We start from the raw sequence: 23,082 nt of genomic DNA, 5'->3' as shown, positions 1-23,082 counted from the left end.
ACGTCACAAAGGAGACGCTCGATGAGTGATACCACTCCCGCAAAGGGTCCCGCGGAGCAGCCCGCGCATGACCCGCGCCGGTCGACCATCGCCGGCGAGCGTGCGGTCCAGCAGGAGAAGATCGCGGAGCTCGACCAGGAGGTCGCGTCCGGCGAGGTGGACCCGAAGGACCTGCCGGCCCCGGGGTCCCCGAGCACATGGGGCTGATCGGCTGACCGGCTGAGCCCGGAGCGGCGGCCCCAGTGGCCGTCTCTCCCTTAGTTCGCGTGCGCCCCCGCCGGTCAGATCCGTGCGGGGGCGTTCCACTCTGGTCTGGTCTCTACGGCAGGCGCCAGACCTGGGGGAGGCCTTTGGCGGCGCCATCGGTGGAGTAGTCGTGGACGACGTCCAGGTAGCCGGCCATTCGGGCCTGCCAGGACACGTTCACGGGAAGGTCCTCCAGGGCGGCCAGCAGGGATGGATAGTCGTCGCAGTCGATGACGTGGAAGAGGTCCAGGCCGCTGCGCCAGATCGTCCAGTCGCGGGCGCCGGCCCCGCGAATGGCGTCGGTGAGTTCCGCGGGGACCTCGCGGTGGGCCCGCTCGTACTCCTCCTCAGCGCCGGGCTTGAGACGGGTGTGCAGGGCGATGCGCATCAGGACCCGTCCTCCTCGGCGTGGGTGCGCGCCCAGCCCTCGACGGCGCCGATGTGAACGGCGGCGGCGATGCGGGCGGCCTCGGGGTCGCGGTCGGTCAGGGCCCGGTAGATGGCCTCATGCTCGCGGAACGTCCGGGCGAAGACGTGCTCCTCCTCGTAACCCCGCCAGACGCGGGCGCGGAAGGTGCGGTTGTTCAGGCCGCCCAGGATCGCCGACAGGACGGGGTTGCCCGCCGCCTCGGTGATGAGGCGGTGGAACTCCATGTCGTGGCCGACGATCTCCTCCGAGGTCGTCCCGCGCTCCATCGCCCGCATCTCGGCGCGCAGCCGGGCCAGCCCCTCCTCGGTGATGCGCGCGGCGGCCGTGGACGCGGCGGCCGGTTCGAGGATCTTGCGGACCTGGACGAGATGCACCAGGGTCTCGCCGCGCGAGATCTCCGCGACCGCGCCGAACGTCTCCAGCAGGTCGCTGGGTTCCAACCGCGTCACGTACACCCCGGCGCCATGTCTGGCCTCCAGGATGCCGAGCATGGTGAGCGCCCGGATGGCCTCCCGCATCGAGCTGCGCGACAGGCCCAGCTCGGCCGCGAGGTCGCGCTCGGTCGGAAGCCGCTGTCCGGGGAGGAGGTCGCCCGAGGCCAGCTTGGCCTTGATCTGTTCGATCGCCCGCTGGGTCACGGTCGTCTTGGGTGCGGGCTCTTCGGTCACACCATGTCTCCTCTCGGCTGCCGACATCTTGGCATGGGCGATGTGGTCGGACCAATTTGCCGCAGGTAACAACATCGTAACGAGCCTTGCCAGGCATTGCCCCCCAAATGGTCTGATGACGGGAGAAGAGATCCGATGACTTCTCATCGGGCTGTGGACGATGGGGGGACGACCAGGTGAAGCTTCTGCGTGTGGGGCCGGAGGGCGCCGAACGCCCCGCGGTTCTGGCCGACGACGGCACACCGCTCGATCTGTCGGGAATCACCGACGACATCGACGGCCGGTTCCTGGCCGAGGGCCTCGGACGCGCCGGCGGCGCGCGGGACGCGGGCGATCTGCCCTCGATCGCCGAGCCCGGGCGCATCGGCGCCCCCCTGGCGCGTCCCGGCAAGGTCGTGTGCATCGGCCTCAACTACCGTGACCATGCCGAGGAGACCGGAGCCGAGCCGCCGTCCGAGCCCGTGGTGTTCATGAAGGCGTCCAACACGGTCGTCGGGCCGGACGACGAGGTGCTGATCCCGCGCGGCAGCGTCAAGACCGACTACGAGGTGGAACTCGCCGTAGTCATGGGCGGACGGGCCCGCTATCTGGACTCCCCCGACGAGTCGCGCGAGCTGATCGCCGGCTATGCGATCAGCAACGACGTGTCCGAGCGGGAGTTCCAGCTCGAACGCGGCGGCACATGGGACAAGGGAAAGTCCTGCGAGACCTTCAACCCGCTCGGCCCCTACCTGGTGACCGCCGATGAGATCCCCGACCCGCAGGACCTGGCGCTGAGGCTCTGGGTGAACGGTGAACTCCGCCAGGACGGCACCACCAAGAACATGATCTTCGGCGTGGACCACGTGATCTGGTACCTGAGCCAGTTCATGGTGCTGGACCCGGGCGACGTCATCAACACCGGGACCCCGGCGGGTGTGGCCCTGGGCCGTCCTGGCGAGCCGTATCTGAGGCCGGGCGACATCGTGGAGGCCGAGATCGAGGGCCTCGGCCGGCAGCGTCAGGTGGTGGCGTGAGGATCCGGGCGCTGGAGGCGCACGACATCCGCTTCCCCACCTCGCGGGAGCTGGACGGGTCGGACGCGATGAACCCCGATCCCGACTATTCGGCCGCCTACGTGGTGCTGCGCACCGACGAAGGGCCGGATGGGCACGGGTTCTGCTTCACCATCGGGCGGGGCAACGAGGTGTGCGTCGCCGCGATCAGGGCGTTCGCGCCGCTGGTCGTGGGTGCCGAACTCGATCTCGCCGACCTGGGGGAGTTCTCCCGGCGGCTGGTGCACGACTCGCAGTTGCGCTGGCTCGGGCCGGAGAAGGGCGCGGTGCACATGGCCGCCGCGGCGATCATCAATGCCGCCTTCGACCTGGCCGGGAAGGTGGCCGGTGTCCCGGTCTGGCGGCTGCTGGGGGAGATGGCGCCCGAGCAGATCGTGGATCTGGCCGACTGGCGGTACCTGACCGACGCGCTCACGCCGTCTCGCGCGCTGGAGCTTCTCAAGGACGCCGTGCCGGGACGCGCCGAGCGGACCGCGACCCTTCTCGGCCGCGGTTATCCCGCCTACACCACGACGCCGGGCTGGCTCGGCTACTCCGACGGCAAGCTCGTCCGGCTGGCCCGTGAGGCGGTGGCCGACGGCTTCACCCAGATCAAGCTGAAGGTCGGCGCCGATCTGGAGGAGGACGTCCGCCGTCTGCGGCTGGCCCGCGAGGCCGTCGGGCCGGACGTCCGGATCGCGGTGGACGCCAACCAGCGCTGGGACGTGGCGCCGGCGATCGCATGGGTGAGGGCGCTCCAGCCGTTCGACCCGTACTGGATCGAGGAGCCGACCAGCCCGGACGATGTCCTCGGGCACGCGGCGATTCGCCGGGGTGTGGCGCCGGTCAAGGTCGCCACCGGCGAGCACATCGCCAACCGGGTGCTGGTGAAGCAGATGCTTCAGGCGGAGGCGATCGACGTCCTCCAGCTCGACGCCTGCCGGGTCGCGGGCGTCACCGAGAATGTGGCGATCCTGCTGCTCGCCGCCGCTTACGGCGTCCCGGTCTGCCCGCACGCCGGCGGGGTCGGGCTCTGCGAAGTCGTCCAGCATCTGGCGATGTTCGACTACGTCGCCGTGAGCGGCAGCACCCAGGACCGGGTGATCGAGTACGTCGACCACCTGCACGAGCACTTCCTCGACCCGGTGCGGATCGTGGACGGCCGCTACGTGACGCCCACCGCACCCGGAATGTCCACCGAGATGAGGGCGGAGACCCTCGCCACCCACGCCCATCCCGACGGCGAGGTCTGGAGGAACGACGACCGATGGAGTTCGACGGAATCAAGGCCCTGGTGACCGGCGGCGCGTCCGGCATCGGCCTTGCCACCGCCCGGCTGCTGGCCGAGCGCGGGGCCGAGGTCGTCTGCCTGGACGTCAACGCCGCTCCCGAGGCGTTCATCACGGTCAAGGCGGACGTCACCGACGACCGCTCGGTGCGCGGGGCCGTCCAGGAGGCGGTCGCCCGTCTCGGCGGCCTGGACGTCCTGGTCAACAACGCCGGGATCGGCGCCCAGGGAACCGTCGAGGACAACGACGACGAGGAGTGGCGCAGGGTCTTCGACGTCAACGTGATCGGCATGGTGCGCGTGACCCGGGCCGCCCTGCCGCACCTGCGCGAGTCCGGACATGGGGCCATCGTGAACACCTGCTCGATCGCCGCCACCGCGGGGCTTCCCGACCGGGCCCTGTACTCGGCGACCAAGGGTGCCGTGCAGTCGCTCACCCTGGCGATGGCCGCGGACCATCTTCGCGAGGGCATCCGGGTGACCTGCGTGAACCCGGGCACGGCCGACACCCCGTGGATCGATCGCCTCCTGGAGCGGGCGGACGACCCCGAGGCCGAGCGCGTGGCCCTCAACGCCCGCCAGCCCAGCGGGCGGCTGGTGACCCCGGAGGAGGTCGCCGCGGCGATCGCCTACCTCGCCGGCCCGCAGGCCTCCGCCACCACGGGCGTCGCGCTCGCGGTCGACGGCGGCATGCAGGGCCTGCGGCTTCGCCCTTCCTCCTGACCGAACCATCCAAGGAGAAGCACCATGATGATCCGCACCAAGATCGTGACCGGGGCCGCCGCCGCGCTGACCGCCGCCCTGGTGGCCGGCTGTGGCAGCACCTCCGACTCCGGCGGCGGCCCCGACGCGGGTGGCGGCGGGAAGAGCGGCAAGGTCGGGGTCGACCTGCCGCTGCTGACCTCGCCTTTCTGGCAGGCCTACAACAACTACGTCCCGCAGATGGCCAAGCAGCAGGGCGTGGACATCCTGCCGACGGTCAACTCCAACTCCGAGCCGACGCAGCAGATCACCGACATCAACAACCTGATCAACCAGAACGTGAGGGGCCTGGTCGTCGCGCCACTCGACAGTGCCGCGATCGTGGCCGGGCTCAACCAGGCCGACCGCAAGGGCGTCCCGGTCGTGGCCGTGGACGTCGCCCCCGACAAGGGCAAGGTCGCGATGGTCGTCCGGGCCGACAACAAGGCCTATGGCGAGAAGGCCTGCGACTACCTCGGCAAGACCGTCAAGGAGGGCAAGGTCGTCCAGATCCAGGGCGACCTGGCCTCGGTGAACGGGCGGGAACGCTCCGAGGCGTTCCGGTCCTGTGTGAAGTCGAGGTTCCCCAAGCTCAAGGTGCTGGAGATCCCGGCCGAGTGGAAGTCGGAGAAGGCGGCGTCCGGGCTCGACAGCCTCCTGAACGCCAACCCCGATCTCAAGGGCGTCTACATGCAGGCCGGCGGCGTGTACCTGGCCCCGACCCTGCAGGTCCTCAAGAGCAAGAAGCTGCTCTTCAAGGCGGGCGATCCCAAACACATTGCGATCGTCTCCAATGACGGTATCCCGCAGGAGTTCGCCGCGATCCGCAGCGGCGAGATCGACGCGACCGTGTCACAGCCCGCGGACGCCTACGCCAAGTGGGGCATGTACTACATCAAGGCCGCGATGGAGGGGAAGACCTTCCAGCCCGGCAAGACCGACCATGGCAGCGAGATCGTCAAGTTGCCCAGCGGGATTCTGGAGGACCAGCTCCCGGCCCCGCTCGTCACCAAGGCCAACGTCGACGACCCGTCGCTGTGGGGGAACTCGGTGGGCAAATGATGGATGCGGACGGCGATGTCCCGCTCGCCGAAGCGATCGACGTGAGTAAGCGCTTCGGTTCGACCGTGGCGCTGGCGGACGCGCGCCTCCGGGTGATGCCGGGCGAGTCGCACGCCCTGGTGGGACGCAACGGTGCGGGCAAGTCGACCCTGGTCAACGTGCTCACGGGCATCTTCCCGCCGGACGGCGGCGAGGTGCTCTTCGACGGCGAGCCCGCGCCCTCGACCGGTGACCGCGACGCCTGGCGGTCGAAGGTGGCCTGCGTCTACCAGAAGTCGACGATCATCCCCGAGCTCACCGTCGCGGAGAACCTGTTCATCAACCGGCAGCCCGGCTCACGCGGCGTGATCGGCTGGAAGCGGATGCGCCGCGAGGCCGCCGACCTGCTCGCGGGCTGGGACGTCCAGGTCGACCCGGCGGCCGAGGCGGGGGGCCTCGACGTTCAGGACCGCCAGTTCGTCGAGATCGCCCGCGCGCTGTCCTTCGGGGCGCGGTTCATCATCCTGGACGAACCCACCGCCCATCTCGACAACGCCGAGATCGAGCGGCTGTTCACCCGGATGCGGTCGCTCCAGGAGGCGGGGGTGACGTTCCTGTTCATCTCCCACCACCTCCAGGAGGTCTACGAGGTCTGCCAGACGGTCACGGTCTTCCGCGACGCCCGCTGGATCACCACCGCGCCGGTGGGCGAGCTGGCCAAGGGCGCGCTGGTCGAGGCGATGACCGGGGAGGCCGCCGCCCTCGGCCGCAGCACCGGGAAGCGTGAGCCGGTCAGGTCCGAGGTCAGGCTGGAGGTCAAGGACCTGACGGACGGGGCGTTCACCGGAGTGAGTCTCAGCGTCCGGCGCGGTGAGGTCCTCGGGCTGGCGGGGTCCAGTTCCAGCGGCAAGATCGAGCTGGCGGAGACGCTGGTCGGGCTGCGGAAGCCGCGCGGCGGCGGTGCCCTGCTGGACGGCAGAGCGCTGCCGTTCGGCGACGTCCGGAAGGCGATCTCCGCCGGGATCGGATTCGTCCCGCGCGACCGGCACCGCGAAGGCCTCGTCCCCGAGCTGTCGGTCGGCGAGAACGCGACCATGACCATCGCCGGACGCCTCGGCCCCTACGGGATCATCGGCCCGAAGCGGCTGCGGGAGGCCGCGGCGGAGTCGATCTCCGGCCTCGACATCAAGACCCAGGGCCCCGACCAGCCGGTGACCGGGTTGTCCGGCGGCAACCAGCAGAAGGTCGTCATGGCCCGCGCGCTGGCCGTCGAGCCCCGGCTGCTGGTCCTGATCAACCCGACCGCCGGGGTCGACGTGAAGTCGAAGGAGTCCCTGCTCGGCGTGGTGGACGAGATCCGCAAGCGGGGCACTTCCGTGATCATCATCTCCGACGAGCTGGACGACCTCAGGCCCTGCGACCGGGTCCTGGTCCTCTTCCACGGGCGGGTGACCGCCGAACACGCAGTCGGCTGGAACGACCACGAGCTGGTCGCATCGATCGAAGGGGTCTCCCCATGACGCACACCGTGGCCAAACCCCGGGCCCGCACCGAGCCGTCGGCCGCGGCGGGCGCCGCGCTGCGCCGGATGCGCGAGTTCGCTCTGGTCCCGGCGCTGATCGCGCTGGTGGTGCTGGGGACGGTCGTCAACGACAGCTTCATGACCGAGCGCAACGTCATCAGCATTCTCGGCGCCTCGGCCGCGCTGGCCCTGGTGGTGCTGGCCGAATCGCTCATCCTGATCACCGGCAAGATCGACCTGTCGCTGGAGTCGACGGTCGGGATCGCGCCCGGTCTCGGCGCCCTGCTGGTGATCCCCGCGGCCTCGGCCGGATTCGGGACCGAGATCCCCGCCTTCGCCGGCATTCTCGCGATCTTCGTGGTGGGCGGCGTGATCGGGGCCTTCAACGGGTTCCTGTCGGTCAAGCTCAAGCTCAACTCCTTCATCGTGTCGCTGGCCATGCTGATCGTCCTGCGTGGTCTGCTGACCGGCGCGACCGAGGGCAAGACGCTGTTCGACATGCCCGAGCCGTTCTTCTCGATCGCGACCACCACGTTCCTGAAGCTGCCGATGTCGGTGTGGCTCGCGGTGGCCGCCTTCGGCGTCGCCGGATTCGTCCTGCGCTACCACCGGCTGGGGCGCGCGCTGTACGCGATCGGCGGAAACGCCGAGGCGGCCCGCGCGGCCGGCATCCGCGTCGAGCGTGTGACCTGGGCCGTCTATGTCATCGCCGGAGTCCTCGCGGCGGCCGCCGGGCTGTGTCTCACCGGGTACGTCGGCGCGATCAACGCCAACCAGGGCCAGAACATGATCTTCACGGTGATGGCCGCGGCCGTCATCGGCGGGATCTCGATGAACGGCGGCAAGGGCACCATGACCGGTGCCATCACCGGTGTGCTGCTGCTCGGCGTCGTCGACAACCTGCTCACCCTCGCCCAGGTCGCGTCCTTCTGGAAGCAGGCCATCTACGGCGGGATCATCCTGATCGCGCTGGTCATCTCGCGGGTGACGTCCGGGAAGGCCCAGGAGTGACGGCGAGGTGGGCGGCGGGAGCGCCATGTCAACGATGAAGGTGGCCGAGCGCCGTCGACTCGGCCACTCCAGCGTCCCGGTGACCGCGCTGTCGTTCGGCAGTGCGGCGGTCGGCGGGCTCTACGCCCCCGTGCCGCGGGAGCAGAGCACGGCGACCGTACGCCGCGCCCTCGAACTGGGGGTGCGGTACCTCGATACGGCGCCCCACTACGGCGCGGGCACGGCCGAACGCCGTCTCGGCGCCGTGCTCGCGGACGAGCCGCGCGCCTCGTTCACGATCTCGACCAAGGTCGGACGGCTGCTGCGGCCGCGCCGAGCCGGGGAGGCGCCGGACGACTCGGGGTTCCCGGCCGAGCCCGCGGTCAAGCGGGAGTGGGACTTCAGCGCCGACGGGATCCGGCGGTCACTGGAGTCGTCCCTGGAGCGGCTCGGTCTCGACCGGGTCGACATCGTCTTCCTGCACGACCCCGACGACCACGAGGACCAGGTGTACGCCGCCGCCTTTCCCGCTCTGGCGAATCTGCGGGACCAGGGCGTGGTCGGCGCCATCGGCGCCGGCATGAACCAGTCGCCCATGCTCGCCCGGTTCGTCCGGCGGCTCGACCTGGACGTGGTGCTGTGCGCCGGACGGTACACGCTGCTCGAACAGCCCGCGCTGGACGACCTGCTTCCGGCCTGCGCCGAACACGGCACCTCCGTGGTCGTCGGCGGGGTCTACAACTCGGGGCTGCTGGCCGGTGGAACGACGTACGACTATCGGTCCGCGCCTCCCGAACTGATGGAGCGGACCGCTCGGCTGCGCCAGGCCTGCCACGCGCACGGGGTGCCGCTGCGCGCCGCCGCCCTGCGGTTCCCGTTCGGGCATCCTTCCGTGGCGAGCGTCCTGACGGGCTGCCGGACGCCCGACGAGGCCGAGGACAACGCCGCGCTGTTCGAGCGGGACATCCCGGCGTCCCTGTGGAAGGACCTTCTCGCGGCGGGCCTGTTGCCCGCCGGCGCACCTCTACCGGCGTGATCGGAAGTGGCATGTTCGACGCTCATCACCATCTCTGGGACACCTCTGTCCGCGACTACGCGTGGATGAACGGCCCCTGGGCCGACCCGCTGCGCGGCCGGTTCGACCTTGCTCGCTACACCGGCGCGGCGAGGCCGGACGGTTCGATCGTCGTCCAGGCACTGCACAGCGCCGAGGAGACGCAGGAACTTCTGGCCGTCGCGGAGGGCCCCGGACCGGTCGCCGGCGTGGTCGGCTGGACCGACCTGACCGCACCGGACGTGCGGGACACGCTGCGGGGGATGCCTGAGACGCTCGTCGGGATCAGACACCAGGTGCAGGACGAGCCCGACCCGACCTGGCTGCTGCGTCCGGAGGTTCGGAAGGGGCTGGCGGCGGTGGGGGAGGCCGGGCTGGTCTACGACTTGCTGGTGACGCCCCGGCAGGCGGCTTCCGCGCTGGAGGCCGTCCGGTCGCTGCCCGGCGTGGCGTTCGTGCTCGACCACGCGGGCAAGCCCGGCATCGCCGGGAGAGCCTGGGAGCCGTGGGCCACGTGGATCGGCTCCCTGGCCGCGCTCCCGAACGTCACGGTGAAACTGTCCGGGCTGGTCACCGAAGCCGCATCGCGATGGAAACCGGAGGACGTCCTGCCGTACGCGCGGTACGTCCTCGACACCTTCGGTCCGGGTCGGGTCATGTACGGCTCGGACTGGCCGGTCTGCACGCTGGCCGCCTCCCACGACCAGGTCGCCGAGCTCGCCGGGGCCGCCGTCGCCGGGCTGACGCCAGGGGAGCGGGACGAGGTCTTCGGCGGCACGGCCCGCCGTGTCTACGGAGTCGGGGATTGACATGGCCGGGTTCGGGGTCGCGACCGCGGGCATGACCACTCCGCGTTGATAGGCAAGTCCGCCGCGTGACGGCCGCCTGAGGGGGCTTCACCTGGAGGGACGGCTCCGACTCGGACTCGAAGAGGGTAGTGATCATGGTCGAGCGAGACGCGTTGCCGGCTCCCGAACGGGGGCTGGTGCTGACACACTTCCTGACCGTGCGGGACGTGGCCCGGTCCCGCGCCTTCTACAGGGACGTCTTCGGCGGGGAGGTCGTCCTGGAGGAGAACCCCGCCATCATGAAGGTGGCCAACACCTGGATCATCATGAACCCCGGCGGGGGCCCGACCCCGGACAAACCTGACGTGACCCTGACGGCCCCGGAGCCCGGCGACCCCGTCTCGGCGTTCATGAACGTCCGCGTGGCCGACATCGCCGCGTTCCACGCCGAGGCCACCGCCCAGGGCGCCCGCTTCCTGACCGACCCGATCGACCGCAAGGCGGAGATCCGCTGCTACATGCGCGACCCGGACGGCCACCTCATCGAGATCGGCCAGGCCACCGGCATGCTCCACGGCGTCTACGCCGACCGCCCGGCGGGCGGGACCCGATGACCGGAGCCTGGACCGCCGTCCCGGAGCCATGACACCTCAGTCGAGGCCGGTGAGGGTGTGGTGGAGGGAGCGGAGGACGGTGGAGCGCCAGCCGCTGCCCATGCCGCGGAAGGCGTATGCGCCGACCGGGTCGTCCAGATCGAAGCCCGCGTGCTCGACGAAGATCCGGGTGCCACGCCCTTCGGGGACCAGCCGCCAGGTGACCGTCGTGTCGAGGCCACCGCCGCGCCAGCTGATGCGCAGCAGCCGGTGCTCCTCAAGGCCGAGGACCCGGCAGGCAATCGTCCCGTCGAAGCCGACGTTCGGAATCGGCTTGGTGGTGAAGGTGAAGCGGTGGCCGAGGACGGGCTTGAAGTCGTTCGGCATCAGCCAGCGGGCCAGCAGGTCCGGCTCGGTGAGCGCCCGCCACACCTTGGCCGGCGGATGCGGCAGGAACTCGTCCACCTCGATCGACGCGCGGTCTCCCATGTCCGGACGATCGGTCACAGGTCCTCCTCGTCCAGGAGTTCGCGCAGGCCGGCGAGCTTCTCCCGCCAGAACCGCTCGTACGGGGTGAGCCACTCCGACAGCTCCCGCAGCGGCGCGGGCTCCAGCCGGTAGACGCGCCGGCGGCCGCTGCGCTGCTCGCTGACCAGCCCGGCGTCCCGCAGGACCCGCAGGTGCTCCGACACGCTCGGGCGGCTCATCGCGAAGTGCGCGGCGAGGTCGTTCACCGGCCGTGGCCCGTCCAGCAGGAGGGTGGTGAGCTCCCGCCGGACGGGGCTGGCCAGCGCCGCGAAGACGTCCGCCGTCACCGCGCGGCCAGCACGATGCCGTTGCCGTCGGGGTCGGTGAGCGTGGCCTGCCGTCCCCAGGGCAGATCCTGCGGGCCCTCGACGTCCACCCCGGCGAGCCGCAGTTTCTCGCAGTCCCCGTCGAGGTCGGACGTCTCCAGAATCAGCCCGTGGACGCTCCCGGGCGGTACGCCGGGCAGGTGGTCCGCGAGCACCACGTTCGTCTCCGCGCCCTCGGGGGCCACCTCCAGCCAGCGGATGGGGCCCGCCGCCCGGTCCGTCACCACCTCGAAGCCGAGCTTGCCCGTGTAGAAGTCCTTGGCCGCGTCCTGGTCGGACACCGGCACGGTCAGCAGCCGCACACGCGTGATGTTCATGCGGCCGACGATACGTAGGGGATTTCCTACCTGTCAAGCGTAGGGAAACTCCTACATGTCACGTTCCGGGGCGCCGGGGCCGGGTTTAGGGGGCGGGCTCGGTGGCAGGCTGAGGGGATGCGTGCCGTCACCTATGACTCGTATGCCACTGACAACTCCCGCCTGAAGGCCGGGGACGTCCCGGATCCGAAGGTCGGCCCGGGGCAGGTGCTCATCGAAGTGCGCGCGGCCGGGGTCAACCCGGTGGACTGGAAGGTCATGGCCGGTGGCCTCGACGGCATGATGGACGCGGTGTTCCCCGTCATCCCCGGCTGGGACGTCGCCGGGGTGGTGCGGGCGGTCGGACCCGACACGCCGGAGTTCGCCCCGGGCGACGAGGTCATGTCCTACGCCCGCAAGGACGTCGTCGGCGCCGGGACGTTCGCGCAGTATGTCGCGGTCTCGGCGGCCCATGTGGCGCGCAGGCCCGAGTCGCTCGACTGGAACCAGGCCGCCGGGCTGCCGCTGGCGGGGATGACGGCGCAGCGTTCCCTGGACCGCCTGGAGGTCGGACCCGACGACGTCCTGCTCGTCCACGCGGCGTCCGGCGGGGTGGGGAGCTTCGCCGTCCAGATCGGACGGGACCGAGGCGCACGCGTCATCGGCACGGCGTCCGAGAAGAACCACGGCTACCTGCGCGAACTCGGTGCCGAACCGGTCGCCTACGGGGACGGGCTGGCGGATCGCGTCCGGGAACTGGTGCCCGGCGGACCGTCCGCGGTCGCCGACTTCGTGGGCGGCCAGCTGGACACGACCCTCGCCGTCCTGCGGCCCGGCGGACGGCACGTGTCCGTCGCCGACAACACCGTGGACCGGCACGGCGGCCACTGGATCTGGGTCCGGCCGGACGGCGCCAGGCTCGCCGCCCTCGCCGCCATGGCGGACCGGGGCGCGCTCACGGTCGAGGTCGCCGGTACATACTCGCTGGACGAGACGGGCGCCGCGTTCGACGCCAGCCGCGGCCACCACACCCGCGGCAAGCTGATCATCACCCCGTCATGAGATCGACTTGCGCGCCAGACCCGCCTGAGCGGCCCTCTCCCGACGCTCGGCCCCGGCCTGCTGCCGCGCCTTCTCATGGACGGACCAGTTCTCCGGCTGCACGCACATCAGCTCGCCCGTGTCCGGGACGAGGATCACCCCGCCGAAGGGGTCGTCGCCCGCGAACCACACCCCGCGGGCGATCTCCTTGGGCCACCGGGAGGAGCAGAGCGGTTCACGAGCCGACATCCGGGGGGACCCGTCCGTGCCCAGGGTCAGCGAGCGCCTCCCGGCGGAACGCAGATTGGACTTCTGCACCGGTGAGCGGAACTCGAAGTCGTACACCTTCAGCACCCGGCCGCATTTCCACATCCAGAAGATCTGGTTCAGCCAGAGTCTCGTCCCGAAAGCGACCGTCACAATTCCCACGCCGACGAACGGGTACAGGAACTTGACCTTCACCGCCAACGGCACGGCCACCAGCGTGGCGCCGACCAGCACGGCGAGCAGGTAGCGCAGCACCAACACCGAATAGTGATACCTCACCGGCCTCCGCCGGTTGCTGCCGTCCGTGGCGAAGGGGACGGCTCGCCGGAACGAGCGGTAGAAGTGCGACTGCAGGGTGATGATCGTGACGGTGACGAGCCCCAGCATGCCCGGTATCGCGAACCAGAAGAAGGTATCGCTGAGAAGGGTGAGCGCGAGCCCGTAGGACACCACGAAACTCCCGGCCGGCAAGGCGGCCCGCCTCAGCGGGCCGCGCTCGCCGCCTGTCCGTGGGTCGCCGCCGGTTCTGCCCGGTGCGATCGAGGGCTCCGTCATGAGTTCCGTCCCTTTTCGTCCGCCACGTCCGGAGATGATCGTGGTCGTCCAAGGTAAGGGCGGTGCGCCGGGGATCGCTACCCCCGGCCACCGGTTCACTCCGGTCAGCGACGCCCGGCGGCCCGGTCAGTCGACCGCGGCGCCGGCGGAGATGTTGACCTGGGTCGATGTGAGGCTGGCGGCGTGGTCGGACGCGAGGAACGCGGCGACCCGGCCGACATCGGTGAGCGTCGCGGCGCGCTTGAGGAGGGTGGCGTCCACCATCTGCTGCTTGACCGGGTCCATCTGCGGCCCGTCCGGCATGGACTCCGGGATGCCCCCGGTCCGCATCGACAGGACCCGGACCGAGTGCGGGCCCAGCTCGCACGCCCACTGGCGGCGCATCGCCTCGACCATGTCGCAGCCGATCTGCACGTTCCCGAGGCCGGGCATGCGGTGCCCGCCGTCGGAGCCGCCGAAGTGCAGGATCACACCGGAGCCCTGCCCGACCATGTGGCGGGCGGCGGCCTGCGTGGTCACCACGAACGAGCGGGCCATCTTCTCCAGGGACCGGGCGAAGTCCCCGGCCTTCATGTCGATCATGGGGCCGAACATCGTGTCGTGGGAGATGACGTTGACCGCGATGTCGACGCTTCCGGCGGTCTCCGCGACGGAGTCGACCCAGCCGTTGACGGCGTCCTCGTCCAGGGCGTCCACGCGGGCCGTCTCGGCGAGGCCGCCGGTGCTCCGGATGTCCTCGGCGACGGCGTCGAGCGTCGCGGGGGTGCGGCCGGCGAGGAACACGCGCGCGCCCTCCGCGGCGAAGCCGCGTGCCATGGCTCCGCCGATCGCCCCGCCGCCGCCGAAGATGATCGCGGTCTTGTTGTCGAGCAGCATTCCGTTCTCCGTTCGTCCAGGATCATGTGCGTCCGACGCTAGGCGCGTCGCCGGACGGCCCGCATCGGTCAGCGGACGGGCATTGAAAGATGCTGGTCAAGGAGACGTGCGCGCCCCGGGACGGCTTCCGGCCCGGCCGCGTCGCGCGGGCGGGGCCGTACGGCTAAGTCATGTGTCCGATACGAGGCGGGCCAGTTCCATGCGGCGGGTGACACCGATCTTCGGATACGCCTTGTAGAGGTGATGCCCGACGGTGCGGGGGCTCAGGTAGAGCTGCGCGCCGATCTCACGGTTGCTGAGCCCGGCGGCGGCGAGCCGCACGACCTGCAGCTCCTGCGGTGTCAGCCGCTTCAGCGGGTCGCCGTCCAGGGCCCCGGCCGCCGGACGGTCGCCGAGAACCTCCAGCTCGGAGCGCGCACGCCCGGCCCAGCACGCGGCGCCGAGCCGGGCGAAGACCTCCAGGGCGGCGGTCAGCTCGGTCCGGGCTTCGGTGCGGCGGCGCCGCCGGCGCAGCCATTCGCCGTGGAGCAGCCGGGTTCTCGCGGCGTCGTAGGCGTGGTCGCCGTGCAGCTCCAGCGCCCGGCGGTAGTGCTCGTCCGCCTCGTCGCCATCGGCGAGGAGGGCGCGGCACCGCGACATCAGGGCGCCGCAGGACGTGGCCGCCGCCCACGCCTCGAACGCGGGAAGGTGGGCACGGGCGAGATCCGGGCGGCCGGCCCGCACCGCGGCCTCCACGTGGTCCGGGACGGCGCGGATCAGCACGTCGTGCCGGGCGGGTCCGGAGCACACCGCCTCAAGCCGCTCCAAGGCGGCATCGGCGTGCCCCCCGGCGAGATCGAGCAGGCCGAGCCCCCAGGACGCCAGCGCGGTGTTGGTCGGATGCAGGTCGGCGTGCTTGAGGACGTCGGGCGCCATGGCCCGGCTGCGCTCCGCGTCCCCCTCCAGCCGGACCACGATGCACTTCAGTGCGGTCACCTGCATGTCCATGCCGATGTCGGTGGCCAGGGACACGCCCTCCGCCGCGGCCGCGTCCGCGCCGCGCAGGTCGCCGAGCAGGAGCCGTCCGATCGCCAGCGCCTCCAGGATGTAGGGGAGCCAGCCGAGCGCCCCTTGGGCTCTCAGTTCTCCAGCCATGCGCTCCAGCAGCTCGATCGCGGCGCGGTCGTCCGCCACGAGAAGCCCCATGAAACCGCCGATGACGCACTCGACGACGTCCTCCACGCCGCCGCTCCGAGCGGACTCGAACAGCGCGCGCATCGCGGGAACGGCCTCGGCCGCGCCGTCCGGCAGCCGCCCGTAGGCGATCAGGGCGGCGGCGACCAGCGCCTTCGCCGAACCCGCGGGCAGTTTCACCTCCCGCAGCAGTTCGACGCTCCGCCGCACCAGATCATGCGCGCCGGCGTCCCTTGCGGACCAGACCGCCTCCGTCAGCATGGCCACCGCCTGCTCGGGGTCGCTCCCCGCGATGAGCGCCGCCCCCTGTAACGCGAGCGCCGCGTCGGCGGCGGGCGAGACGCGCTCGTAGGCGACCTGGGCGCGGATGAAGGTGGCCTCGGCGACGACGCCGTCCTGCCCGGTGAGCTGCTCGGCCTCGGCGGCGAGACGGGTGGCCTGGTCGGGCCGGCCTGCGTCGTAGCAGGCCCGCGCGGCGTGGACGAGCCGGCGCGCCTTGCCCTCCGGTTCGGTGCTGAGCCGCGCGGCGCGCTCGTACGCGGCGGCGACGGCGGCCGTTCCGCCGCGCCGCTCGGCGCGGTCCGCGACCCGCTCCAGTTCGGCGGCGACGCTCTCGTCCGGGCCGGTGGCGGCCGCCGCCAGGTGCCAGGCGCGCCGGTCGGCGTGTTCGTCGCCGCCGAGGACCCTGGCCAGCGCGCCATGCACGGCGATCCGCCGGTGGTGGGCGGCGTCCTGGTAGGTGACGGCGCGGATGAGCGGATGCCGGAACCGCACCTCCTCGCCGTCCAGGACCACGAGCCCGGCTTCCTCGGCGGGACCGAGGTCGGCCGGTCCGAGACCGAGCGCCTCCCCGGCGCGCAGGACGACGCCAAGGTCGGCGGTGCCGTCGGCGGCGACCACCAGGAGCAGCCGGCGGGTGGCGTCCGGCAGCTCGGCGAGCCGGCGCCGGAAGGTCTCCTGGACCCTGCCCCCGACCGGCAGCGGGCCGGCCTGGCGGGCGGGCCGGGACCGGAGCGCGTTCGCCAGCTCGATGAGCGCGAGCGGGTTGCCGGCCGCCTCGTCCAGCAACCGTTCCCGCACCGGGACGGTCAGCCCCGGCGCGTGCGCCGTCACGAGATCGCGGGCGGCGCCGCGGTCCAGGCCCGTCAGCCGCAGCACGTCGAGGCCGCGGTCGGGGAACGGGCGGACGCCGTCCCGGACCGTGAAGATCATGGCGATCGGGTCGGCGCCGAGCCGGCGGGCGGCGAACAGCAGCGCGTCCAGCGAGGCGCTGTCGAGCCACTGCGCGTCGTCCACCAGGCATGCCAGCGGCCGGTCGGCGGCCAGCTCGGACAGCAGGGTGAGGGTGGCGGCGCCGATCAGGAAGCGGTCGCCGGCCGGCCCGGCGGCCAGACCGAACGCCGACCGCAGCGCCGCCGCCTGCCGCTCGGGCAGCGCCTCGAACCGGTCGCGGTACGGATGCAGCATGAGGTGCAGCCCGCCGAACGCCAGCTCGCTCTCCGACTCGACGCCGGTGCCGCGGATGACCTGCATGTCCTCGGCGTCCGCCGTGATCCGACCGAGCAGCGCGGTCTTGCCGATCCCCGCCTCGCCCCGGACCACCATCGTCCTGCTGCGCCCGGAACGAGCGTCCCCGAGAACCCCGGCGACACGCTCCCACTCGCGCTCCCGCCCCATGAACACGCCGAAAACCCTACAAGCCGCACCGACTTCGAGGGTTGACATCCGGCGCGGTCTACGGAACGGTCACCGATTGGTGGTGACCGCAAGGAGTCACCATGAAGCCAACGGAAAGGAATCACGGATCATGGCAACCGAGGATCCGACCCACTACTGGCAAGGGGACATCGGCGAACACTCCGATGTGACGGCCGCCGCGGCAGCGATCAGGCATGCCCAGGACCAGGAAAAGGTCCCGGGCGGGGTCGTCAACGTCGACCTGGGTGACGGGAAGTCAGTCACCACGTCGATCCACGACACCCCTGAGTCACTCGCACAGCGAGTGAGGGACGAGCGCTCCGGCAGCTAGTTCCCAGCACCTGACGTCCCGGTCGTGAAGGGCTCTGCGCCTTCGCGACCGGGGCGTTCTGCCGTGGAGTCAAGGTTCCTGGGTGTGGCAGGCGTCCAGGAGGGGGGGCCAGGCGTCGCGTGGAAGCGGCCGGGCGGACGGCGAGGTAGGTCTGCAGGGCGGGTTCGGGCGGGGCGAAAGGGCGGAAGACGGTGCGGGTGGTGGGCAGGGTCGCGGCTTTGGAGGCGTAGAAGACGCTCCAGGTGGGCTTGCCGCTGCCGATGGTCGCGAGGGTGTCCTGGTCGGTGGTGAAGGCGGGGCCCATGACGGGCTCGAACCCCGCGGCCTGGCAGGTGTGGGTGATCAGATCGACCAGATGCGGGTTGGCCCTGCGAGGCGCGATGCGGAGCGGCAGGGTGGCCAAGTCCGCGATGTCGATGCGCTCGCGTGCGGCCAGCGGGTGCGATGCGGGCAATGCCACGACCAGCTCATCCCGCCATACCGGAATGAGTTCGAGTTCCGGGCTCTGGCCGTCCCCGCGGACGAAGGCGGCGTCCAGGTCGCCGTCGCGTACCCGCTTCAGCCGGAGCGCGGCCGGAGCGCTCTCTAGCTCCACATTGATCTCCGGCGCCCGTTCCGCCAGGTCCGCCAGCAGGCGCTCCAGCCGCGCGCCGAGACCGGCGCTGGTGCCGAGGCGCAGCGTCGCCACCTGGTCGGAGCGGAACTCCGCCATCGCTTCCAGCGCCGCTTCCTCGGCCGCCGCGATGGCCCTGGCACGTGGCAGGAACGCCTGCCCTGCGGCGGTCAGCGTCACGGTGCGGGTCGTCCGGTCGAAAAGGGGCAGGCCGAACTCGCGTTCCAGCCTGCGGACCTGCTGGCTGACGGTCGGCTGGACGATGCGCAGCCGCTCGGCGGCCCGTCCGAAGTGCAGCTCCTCGGCGACCGCCAGGAAGTACCTGAGCTGCCGCAGCTCCATCCCGCGCTCCTCCGCTCATCACGATCCGTGATGAGTCTATGAGCGTAGTGCGCCTTGGTCGTCGCAGCTCAAAACGGTGGACTGGTCCTACACCCCGGCGCGAGCCGTAAGGCAATGGATAAGGAGGCAGTCATGCCCGCAGTGACCGTCCAGCAGGGCCCCCGCGACGTCGAACTCAAGCGTGAGCTGATCAAGAAGATCACCGACGCTTTCGTCGAGACCTACCGGATCCCGGCCGAGACCGTGATGGTCTTCATCGAGGAGACCCCCACCGACAGCTTCGGCGTCGCAGGCAAACTCGCCGCCGACTAGAACACCACGCCGGTTGGCTGGGTCGGGCACATGATTCGGTCCCATGCGTCGCCAGCGGAAAATGCGAGAGCGCGGCCGGTGGCCGCGCTCTCTTACTCGGAGCCGTCCAGATCTGGCTAGCTGATCTGGTCGACCAGGTTGGTCAGTTCGCTCAGGGTCTGCTCCCAGCGCGGGTCACCCAGGGGCGAAGGGCTCCCGTTCCCCCAGCCGATCGAGTTCCACTGGTCGCGGAAGATCGCGAGAGCCAGCGCCAGGTCCCGATCGCTGAGCCGGGCGAGCTTGGTGCCGTCATCCGACCGCACCGCGTCCACGACCTTGCGCTGCAGGTCGAGCTTCTCGGTGATCGGTTCGGCCATCTGGCCGAGCACCTCCACCATGCGGTCCCGCGTTTCGGAGCTGTACTCGGGGTCCACGGCCTCGGGGTCCGTCACCACCTGCCAGACCTCCCGCAGAGCGTTGTCGGTCGTCCGCAGGTCGTCGGGCGTAATGTTCGTGCTCATGAGTTGTTGGGTGCTGTTGACTTCAGCACCTCTACCTCCGCGCACGACCGCCCCGAACACTTTCTTGATGTCAACTTGCGGTTGTCAGGTCGCCGAAGCGGGCGGCTTCGTCATCACCAAGGCGGCACGACGGACCTCATGGCCTGCGGCCCGCAGGGTCAACCGCGGCCACACCTCGAAAACGCTCGACGTGCGGATCGCGTCGCAGTTCCCGTTGGACGAAATGGCCGAGGCACACTGCCTCCCAGAGCCTGGCGTACTCTGCCGTCTCGTCGTGCTGCCGTGAGAGAGGTTCCAATGGGCATCGACGCGTCCGTGCGCTGCACGTGTTACGAGGACGGCAAGGCGGCACCGCCGCCGGTGCCGGTGCGCGTCGACGAGCACGACGAGATTCGCGCGGTCGATCCCGCTGACTCCGGGGCCTTGCTGGGCTGGCGGCGCTCCGCGTGCGAGCACCCGTGGATGGAAGCCGTCGAGCTGAGCCTCGGCTGGGCGTGGGTTCGCTCGTTCAGGGACGCCCTCGAGGACGCCGGCGGCACCGGACAGTACCCGATCCTGCTCGCCAACCTCCCGGAGTGGAACGGCGCGTTCTACGTGTCGCCGGCGGAGAGTGCTGCGGCACTCGACGAGCTCCGCCGTTTCATCGAGTCCGTTGAGGCGGTCGACGAGGACCGGCTGGTGACGGGCGACGGCGCGGAGGTGGGCTGGAAGACTGTCCGCGGCCGCCCGGAGTGGTGGCAGACCGCGGCACCGAATCTGCTCGGCCTGACCGGCAGGGGCAGCCTCGCTCTGTGGCCCGGCGCCGACCTTGGGGTGCGGCCGGTGTTCGAGGCCGCCCGTGTGGAGCAACGCGTCCTCGATCGGGACATGGACGGGAAGGCCGAGACCGTCGAGCTCGTCGACGTCGACACCGGCGCGACCCGCCAGATCAGGTACGGCATCGCCGTCGACGGCGACCACCCGGTCCGCCTCGAGGTCCGCACCCGCCGCATCGGCGCGCACGAAGCCCACCCGCAGGTCCGGATGTTCGAGGACCTGTTCAACGCCTCCGTCCGCATCGGTCACCACGCGGAACTCGGCTAGCGTTTCCTGTAGGTCATCAGAGCCAGAGAATGATGACGGCGATGGCGAGTTCGGCCGGCAGCCCACTGCGCCCTCATCACCTCCGGCGCCAAATTCAACCCCACCAACGATTTCACCGGCCCGTCAGTACACAACAGCGCATCCGTCAACTCGAACAACGCATCCGCCCGAGCGGTCAGACAGCGGTGCAACTCCCGCCGGAAACCCGCCAGCTCCCCGGCCGCGTCCACCGGACACACGTCATGCACACTGTTCAACGAGATGGCCCTTGGAATCGACCAAGAGCTGTTTCCATGGCCAACAAGGGGTCACCACCGACCACCATGGGTTAACAACAAGCTAAGAGCGCGGTCCCCAGCGACGCCCTAATCCTGGTCTCAGGTTGATCGGGGACAATGAGCGGCAAAAGCATCGACTGGAAGGGGGCGGGCCGGCGTGCGGATCATGATCGCGGATGATGAGAGGGCCATCCGTGAGTCGCTGGAGCGGGTGCTTCAGGTCGAGGGTTACGACACCAGCACCGTCGCCAACGGTCTCGCCGTGCTCGACGGGGTCGGTGGGGCCGGCGGTGACACGCTGGATCTGCTGATCCTCGACGTGATGATGCCCCGCCTCGGCGGGTTGGAGACCTGCCGGCGGTTGCGGGCCGCGGGTCGGGATCTGCCGGTGCTGATGCTGACCGCCCGTGACCAGGTCTCCGACCGGGTCACGGGGCTGGACGCGGGCGCCGACGACTACCTGCCCAAGCCGTTCGCCACCGAGGAGTTGCTGGCCCGGGTGCGGGCCCTGCTGCGCCGGCGCACGCCGACCGACGGGGAGTCGCAGATCCTGTCGTTCGCCGACGTCCGCCTCGATCCCGACAGGTTCGAGGCGTGGCGTGGCGGGCGGCCGCTGCGCCTGACCCAGACCGAGTTCTCCCTCCTGCAGGTCCTCGTGCGCAACGCGACCCGGGTCTTGACCCACGACGCGCTGTTCGAGGCGATCTGGGGCTTCGACATGAGCGCCACCGCCAACAACCTTCAGGTATACGTGAGCTACCTGCGCCGCAAGATGGAGGCCGAGGGTGAGCCGCGATTGATCCACACGCTACGCGGCCTGGGATACACGTTGCGGGAGACTCCTCCGTGAGCAGGCCCGCCGGCAGGGAACCGCGCCGGCTGACCCGATGGTGGCGCCGGCGGTCCCTGCGGACCAGAATGACGGTGATCGCGGCGACGGCCATCGCGGTCAACGTGTTCGTGGCCTTCCAGATGGCCAGCGAGCTACTGGGCTGGGAGTTGCAGAACACCGCCAAGAATCAGCTACGCGCCGACTCCCGCGTCCTGGCGACGAACGCGCAGCGCGCCGGTCTGGCGCAGGTCCAGCTACCGCCGTATCCCGGATCCGGTCGGCTGGTGCGGGTCATCCTGCGCGACGGCTCGACCCGGACGCCGGCCGGCCAACCCGCGCTGCCCCCCGTCAGCGAGCACGCCGGGCGCGTGGCGCGTGGCGCGTCGGCCGACCTGATGGAGTCGAACGACAGCGACGAGGACGGCTACCTCATCTACACGCTTCGGGCGGGCGACGGCGCGGTCCAGGTGGCCCGCGTCGCCGACGACAGCCCGATCAACCGGTTCGGGTTGGGCATGCTGCTGCTCGGGCTGCTCTGCGTGCTCGGCGGCGCCCTTGTCGGACGGACCGTGGCGCGGACCGGGCTGGCACCGATCGACCGGCTGACCGCCGCCGCGGTACGTGTCGCGAACACCCGGGATCTCGACGCCGACATCCCGGATGAGGGCGGTGGGGAGATCCGGCGGCTGATCCAGTCGATCAACGACATGCTCGCGGCGCTCCGGGACTCCCGGCGCGCCCAGCGGCTGCTCGCCGAGGACGCCGCCCACGAGCTCAAGACCCCGCTCACCAGCCTGCGCCTCAACGTCGAGCTGCTGATCCGGCTCGATCGGCGCGGCACCCTGGACAGCGCACTGCCGGCGGAGAGCCGGACCCGGCTGCTCAACGATCTCGGCGCCCAGGTGGCCGAGTTGAGCACCCTTGCCGCCGAGCTGACCGACCTGGCGCGCGGTGACGTCAGCGACGAGAACACCGAGCTGCTCGACCTCGCCGACGTGGCGGTGGCCGCCGCGACCCGGGCGCGTTCCCGCGTGCCCGACATCGAGGTCGCGCTCGACGTGACCTCCGTGTGGGTGAGCGGGCGTCCCGCTGCGCTCCAGCGGGCGGTGCTCAACCTCATCGACAACGCCGGCAAGTGGTCCCCCGCGGACCAGCCGGTCCAGGTCCGGCTCCGTGCCGAGGGCGCGTCGGCGGTGCTCGAGGTCGACGACGCCGGGCCGGGCATCGACGCCGCCGACGTACCGCGGGTGTTCGACCGGTTCTACCGTGCCGACAGCGCCCGGGCGTTGCCGGGATCCGGTCTGGGGCTGTCGATCGTGCAGCGGGTCGTCGACGCCCACGGCGGCCGGGCCACCGTCGCCCGCTCCGCACGCGGTGGCGCGCTGCTTCGGGTCGACCTTCCGGCCGCGGCCCCGCCCGCCCCGATCGCGCGGCTCACCGCCGGGGAGGACACCGCACCGCGGTGACCCGCCCCGGCGGCGCGGCGCAGGACAAGGGACGGCGGCCCTCGGGCATGGCCCCGCGCGGCTCACCGTCGGGGCAGGACACCGCGATGCGCCGACCCCAGCCCCGGCCGCACGGCGCAGGACCAAGGGGCGGTGACCGTCGGGCCCATGAAAAGATCCGGGACGGGCCT

Annotated in this window: 25 protein-coding genes; 15 read left to right on the top strand and 10 right to left on the bottom strand. The window is 71.0% G+C overall.

Annotation, left to right across the window (positions count from 1 at the left end; genetic code table 11):
- Positions 1-21: 21 nt before the first annotated feature.
- Entirely contained in the window at positions 22-207 is a 186-nt protein-coding gene (locus tag ACQPXG_RS39430; RefSeq protein ID WP_433464239.1) for a hypothetical protein, read from the top strand.
- A gap of 112 nt (positions 208-319) precedes the next feature.
- Here ACQPXG_RS39430 and ACQPXG_RS39425 read toward each other — a convergent pair whose 3' ends face one another.
- Positions 320-634, bottom strand: coding sequence for an L-rhamnose mutarotase (locus ACQPXG_RS39425; protein WP_433464238.1), 315 nt, complete (start codon positions 632-634; stop codon positions 320-322).
- The gene (locus ACQPXG_RS39420) at positions 634-1,344 is read right to left on the bottom strand and encodes a FadR/GntR family transcriptional regulator (RefSeq protein ID WP_433464237.1); all 711 of its coding nucleotides are present in this window, start codon (positions 1,342-1,344) and stop codon (positions 634-636) included. The genes ACQPXG_RS39425 and ACQPXG_RS39420 overlap by 1 nt, the downstream gene beginning before the upstream one ends.
- A 176-nt stretch (positions 1,345-1,520) precedes the next feature.
- On the opposite strand from ACQPXG_RS39420, the gene ACQPXG_RS39415 reads away from it, so the two are divergent.
- The 9 genes from ACQPXG_RS39415 to ACQPXG_RS39375 all read left to right on the top strand — a co-directional run bounded on the left by ACQPXG_RS39415 (position 1,521) and on the right by ACQPXG_RS39375 (position 10,416).
- Entirely contained in the window at positions 1,521-2,360 is an 840-nt protein-coding gene (locus ACQPXG_RS39415) for a fumarylacetoacetate hydrolase family protein (RefSeq protein WP_433464236.1), read from the top strand.
- Positions 2,357-3,676, top strand: coding sequence for an enolase C-terminal domain-like protein (locus ACQPXG_RS39410; RefSeq protein ID WP_433464235.1), 1,320 nt, complete (start codon positions 2,357-2,359; stop codon positions 3,674-3,676). Before ACQPXG_RS39415 ends, ACQPXG_RS39410 begins: the two co-directional genes overlap by 4 nt.
- On the top strand, positions 3,646-4,389 hold the full coding sequence (locus ACQPXG_RS39405; protein ID WP_433464234.1) for an SDR family NAD(P)-dependent oxidoreductase: 744 nt from the start codon (positions 3,646-3,648) through the stop codon (positions 4,387-4,389). Before ACQPXG_RS39410 ends, ACQPXG_RS39405 begins: the two co-directional genes overlap by 31 nt.
- A 24-nt stretch (positions 4,390-4,413) precedes the next feature.
- The gene (locus ACQPXG_RS39400; protein WP_433464233.1) at positions 4,414-5,469 is read left to right on the top strand and encodes a sugar ABC transporter substrate-binding protein; all 1,056 of its coding nucleotides are present in this window, start codon (positions 4,414-4,416) and stop codon (positions 5,467-5,469) included.
- A complete protein-coding gene (locus tag ACQPXG_RS39395; RefSeq protein ID WP_433464232.1) occupies positions 5,466-6,968 on the top strand; it encodes a sugar ABC transporter ATP-binding protein in 1,503 nt (500 codons plus the stop codon). The genes ACQPXG_RS39400 and ACQPXG_RS39395 overlap by 4 nt, the downstream gene beginning before the upstream one ends.
- Complete coding sequence (locus ACQPXG_RS39390) at positions 6,965-7,981, top strand: ABC transporter permease (protein WP_433464231.1); 1,017 nt, start codon at positions 6,965-6,967, stop codon at positions 7,979-7,981. The genes ACQPXG_RS39395 and ACQPXG_RS39390 overlap by 4 nt, the downstream gene beginning before the upstream one ends.
- A gap of 25 nt (positions 7,982-8,006) precedes the next feature.
- Positions 8,007-8,996: an aldo/keto reductase gene (locus tag ACQPXG_RS39385; RefSeq protein WP_433464230.1), complete on the top strand. Its 990-nt coding sequence runs from the start codon at positions 8,007-8,009 to the stop codon at positions 8,994-8,996.
- Between the two features lie 11 nt (positions 8,997-9,007).
- Positions 9,008-9,823: an amidohydrolase family protein gene (locus ACQPXG_RS39380; protein WP_433464229.1), complete on the top strand. Its 816-nt coding sequence runs from the start codon at positions 9,008-9,010 to the stop codon at positions 9,821-9,823.
- 134 nt (positions 9,824-9,957) lie between these two features.
- Positions 9,958-10,416, top strand: coding sequence for a VOC family protein (locus ACQPXG_RS39375; RefSeq protein ID WP_433464228.1), 459 nt, complete (start codon positions 9,958-9,960; stop codon positions 10,414-10,416).
- Between the two features lie 36 nt (positions 10,417-10,452).
- Here the strand turns inward: ACQPXG_RS39375 and ACQPXG_RS39370 are convergent, their stop codons facing one another.
- Genes ACQPXG_RS39370 through ACQPXG_RS39360 form a run of 3 tightly spaced genes read right to left on the bottom strand, consistent with a single transcriptional unit; the run spans position 10,453 to position 11,566 of the window.
- Positions 10,453-10,902, bottom strand: coding sequence for an SRPBCC family protein (locus ACQPXG_RS39370; RefSeq protein ID WP_433464227.1), 450 nt, complete (start codon positions 10,900-10,902; stop codon positions 10,453-10,455).
- Positions 10,899-11,210, bottom strand: a complete 312-nt coding sequence (locus ACQPXG_RS39365) for an ArsR/SmtB family transcription factor (protein WP_433464226.1) — start codon at positions 11,208-11,210, stop codon at positions 10,899-10,901. Before ACQPXG_RS39365 ends, ACQPXG_RS39370 begins: the two co-directional genes overlap by 4 nt.
- Positions 11,207-11,566: a VOC family protein gene (locus tag ACQPXG_RS39360; protein ID WP_433464225.1), complete on the bottom strand. Its 360-nt coding sequence runs from the start codon at positions 11,564-11,566 to the stop codon at positions 11,207-11,209. Before ACQPXG_RS39360 ends, ACQPXG_RS39365 begins: the two co-directional genes overlap by 4 nt.
- A 117-nt stretch (positions 11,567-11,683) precedes the next feature.
- Here ACQPXG_RS39360 and ACQPXG_RS39355 point away from each other — a divergent pair, with 117 nt between their 5' ends.
- Entirely contained in the window at positions 11,684-12,607 is a 924-nt protein-coding gene (locus tag ACQPXG_RS39355; RefSeq protein WP_433464224.1) for an NADP-dependent oxidoreductase, read from the top strand.
- Here ACQPXG_RS39355 and ACQPXG_RS39350 read toward each other — a convergent pair.
- The 4 genes from ACQPXG_RS39350 to ACQPXG_RS39335 all read right to left on the bottom strand — a co-directional run bounded on the left by ACQPXG_RS39350 (position 12,602) and on the right by ACQPXG_RS39335 (position 18,441).
- The gene (locus ACQPXG_RS39350) at positions 12,602-13,408 is read right to left on the bottom strand and encodes a hypothetical protein (protein ID WP_433464223.1); all 807 of its coding nucleotides are present in this window, start codon (positions 13,406-13,408) and stop codon (positions 12,602-12,604) included. The two genes, ACQPXG_RS39355 and ACQPXG_RS39350, sit on opposite strands and share 6 nt — an antisense overlap.
- Positions 13,409-13,534: 126 nt before the next feature.
- Complete coding sequence (locus ACQPXG_RS39345) at positions 13,535-14,284, bottom strand: SDR family NAD(P)-dependent oxidoreductase (protein WP_433464222.1); 750 nt, start codon at positions 14,282-14,284, stop codon at positions 13,535-13,537.
- Between the two features lie 168 nt (positions 14,285-14,452).
- The gene (locus ACQPXG_RS39340; RefSeq protein WP_433470129.1) at positions 14,453-17,134 is read right to left on the bottom strand and encodes an ATP-binding protein; all 2,682 of its coding nucleotides are present in this window, start codon (positions 17,132-17,134) and stop codon (positions 14,453-14,455) included.
- Between the two features lie 281 nt (positions 17,135-17,415).
- Positions 17,416-18,441 carry a LysR substrate-binding domain-containing protein gene (locus ACQPXG_RS39335; RefSeq protein WP_433464221.1) on the bottom strand — a complete coding sequence of 342 codons (1,026 nt, stop codon included), beginning with the start codon at positions 18,439-18,441 and terminating at the stop codon, positions 17,416-17,418.
- 132 nt (positions 18,442-18,573) lie between these two features.
- On the opposite strand from ACQPXG_RS39335, the gene dmpI reads away from it, so the two are divergent.
- Positions 18,574-18,753 carry a 4-oxalocrotonate tautomerase DmpI gene (gene dmpI, locus ACQPXG_RS39330; protein WP_433464220.1) on the top strand — a complete coding sequence of 60 codons (180 nt, stop codon included), beginning with the start codon at positions 18,574-18,576 and terminating at the stop codon, positions 18,751-18,753.
- Positions 18,754-18,869: 116 nt separating this feature from the next.
- Here dmpI and ACQPXG_RS39325 read toward each other — a convergent pair whose 3' ends face one another.
- Positions 18,870-19,253: a hypothetical protein gene (locus ACQPXG_RS39325; protein WP_433464219.1), complete on the bottom strand. Its 384-nt coding sequence runs from the start codon at positions 19,251-19,253 to the stop codon at positions 18,870-18,872.
- A gap of 282 nt (positions 19,254-19,535) precedes the next feature.
- On the opposite strand from ACQPXG_RS39325, the gene ACQPXG_RS39320 reads away from it, so the two are divergent.
- The 3 genes from ACQPXG_RS39320 (at position 19,536) to ACQPXG_RS39310 (ending at position 22,912) form a co-directional block, all read left to right on the top strand.
- The gene (locus tag ACQPXG_RS39320; protein WP_433464218.1) at positions 19,536-20,336 is read left to right on the top strand and encodes a hypothetical protein; all 801 of its coding nucleotides are present in this window, start codon (positions 19,536-19,538) and stop codon (positions 20,334-20,336) included.
- Between the two features lie 444 nt (positions 20,337-20,780).
- Positions 20,781-21,464, top strand: a complete 684-nt coding sequence (locus ACQPXG_RS39315; RefSeq protein WP_433464217.1) for a response regulator transcription factor — start codon at positions 20,781-20,783, stop codon at positions 21,462-21,464.
- Positions 21,461-22,912 (top strand): ATP-binding protein, encoded by a 1,452-nt coding sequence (locus ACQPXG_RS39310; protein ID WP_433464216.1) that lies wholly within the window; start codon positions 21,461-21,463, stop codon positions 22,910-22,912. Before ACQPXG_RS39315 ends, ACQPXG_RS39310 begins: the two co-directional genes overlap by 4 nt.
- The last annotated feature ends 170 nt before the right edge of the window (positions 22,913-23,082 follow it).

This window comes from Spirillospora sp. CA-128828, assembly GCF_050945415.1.
In the GTDB taxonomy this organism is placed as follows: Bacteria; Actinomycetota; Actinomycetes; order Streptosporangiales; family Streptosporangiaceae; genus Spirillospora.
Note: the sequence above shows the minus strand (reverse complement) of the source record. Positions and strands in the feature narration are given on the sequence as shown.